General features: G+C 57.7%; 1 protein-coding gene. It reads left to right on the forward strand.

All coding sequences use genetic code 11. From position 1 onward, the window contains the following. Positions 1-383 precede the first annotated feature (383 nt). Positions 384-2,320 (forward strand): fibronectin type III domain-containing protein (locus JKL48_RS22785; protein ID WP_201987702.1); only part of this gene is annotated, 1,937 nt, incomplete at its 3' end.

A 2,320-nucleotide genomic window follows, 5' to 3' on the forward strand; every position in this document is an offset into this window, starting at 1 on the left:
GCGCCTCGTCGTCGAATAGGGCCCCGCCGGCCCCACGACCCAAAAAGGGCTGGCCCACCCCGGGCCAGCCCTTTTTTACGCCCTACAATGCAGGCTATAGCCATTTTCAAATTCGACAGCAAAACGACCTTTGGTTTTGTGTGAATTTTCTGACTATGGCTCACTTCTCTCCGGGAGACGCGGCTACGTCTGCGTCACGGCCTATCCATGCAACTGTAACTAAACAGCGGGGTCACTATGCATTAGCAAAACAACGCCTCCGCTCAAGCATTTTGTGGTTTGTTTGATTGTTTCGTAATTTGAACTCAGCTTTGCTGTTGTCTTTTTACTTTTTCTTCACTCGTTTCTTTTTTGTTTCCCACTTTTTCCCTTCACCCATGCTTATGCTTAAAAGCTTACAGACCCAGCTGAAACGGGCGAGCCGGTGGTTGCCGGTAGCGCTGCTACCGTTCGCGGCCAATGCGCAGTTCAACTATGCTCCGAGCAATGCGATTAACGTTGCCGGTACCTACACAGACCTCGGCACGAACGGTACGGCTATTGCCACAGCCAATACCGATGATGACAACTCAACTGCACAAACCCTGCCGTTCACTTTCACTTTCAATGGCACGGCATTCACGCAGTTTGTCTTGAACACAAACGGCATCATCCGCTTAGGCAACGCGGCGCCTTCTTCGGCGGCCGCTTTCCCCACGTATGCGCAAACGCCCGAACTTGGGCCTATTTCGGGCACCAATGCAGCCGACGTTAACTTAATTGCGCCGTTTAATACAGACCTAACCGCTGGCTCGGCGGGTGGCACTGAATACCGATTTGCCGTAACGGGCACTGCTCCCAACCGCGTTTGCACCATTCAATGGAAAAATGTTGCGGACAAGCCCCAGGCGGTTTCAGCTACGATTACAACGGTTATTACCACGCAATACGCCAACTTCTCGTTCCAAGCTAAGCTGTACGAAAGCTCTAACCTCATAGAGTTTGTCTATGGCACAGCCACGGCTGGCACGGGCACAGCCAATGCCAAATACATAGCTGTTGGCATCAAGGGTTCAACTCCAACAGCCTCTATCGTTGGCACTAAGGGTTCTACTGGCGCTTGGTCCACCACGACATTCCTGGCTGGCCCTTACCAAGCTGCCACGCTTGCCAATGCCCACAACATACGTCAGGCTGTGTTGCCAGACCCCGGTCGCACCTATCGTTTTGCTCCTACGGTAGCTAACGATGCTGCAGTATCTGCCGTGTACACCCTCACCAAACTGCCGATTCCGCAGGGTGTTCCGCACGCGGTGAAAGCCCTGATAACGAACAATGGCACTGCCGCCTTGAGCGCCCAGACGGTGACCTTGGACGTGACTGGAGCCAATACTTTCAACAACTCACAGACCATTTCCTCGCTGGCACCCGGAGCAAGCGCCGTGGTCACTTTTGCCCCTTACGTAGCGACAGCAACTGGTACCAACACTGTAACCGTATCTGTACCCGCCGACGGCAATAATGCGAATAACTCGGCCAGCGTGAGCCAGGCGGTTAATACTTCAACTTATTCCTATGCCGACGCGGTCGCACCTTCTTCGGCAGTGGGTTACCCACCTTCTGCCACGTTGGGCGACGTGGCCTTCTTGAATCGATACACAGCCAGCGGCACTTCGCTCAACGTCACGCAGGTGCGCGCTTTCTTGGTAGACGCCGGTACTGGCGCCGCCAGCAGTGTGGGCAAAACCGTCTACGCCGTCGTGCTCAACCCCACCACCGGCGCCGTGCTCGGCCGCTCGCCCAACTACGTCATCGCTGCTGCCGATGTAGCGGGCACCGGCTACACGTCCTTCACCCTCAGCACGCCCGTGGCGGTCCCTGTCAACACGGACTTCCTTGTGGGCATTGCCCAGGCTTACCAGACCGGCCAGACCACGCAATACTATGCGCTGGGCGTCCAGACCGAGAATCCGCTTCGCACCAATACATACTACCTCGCCTCCATCACGAACCCCGGTGCCCCGGTAGACATCGCCACGGGCACTACCCCCGTTACTTACCGTCCCATGATAGAAGCGGTGACGACATCGACGAGCGCGCCGGCGTGCACGCCCGTCAGCAACCTGGCCGCCAGCGCCGTCACCCTGACCGGGGCCACGCTCACCTTCACCGCGCCGGCCGGCACCTCGGGCTACACCGTGACCTATGCCATCGGCAGCGGCACGCCCGTGACGGTTACGCCGGCTCCGACCGGCTCGCCCATCGTGCTCACCGGCCTGAGCAGCGGCACGAGCTACACCGTGAGCGTGGTGGCCTCCTGCGCCGCCGGCGCCAACTCCAT

Origin of the sequence: Hymenobacter rubidus, from assembly GCF_016734815.1 — a bacterium.
Classification (GTDB): domain Bacteria; phylum Bacteroidota; class Bacteroidia; order Cytophagales; family Hymenobacteraceae; genus Hymenobacter; species Hymenobacter rubidus.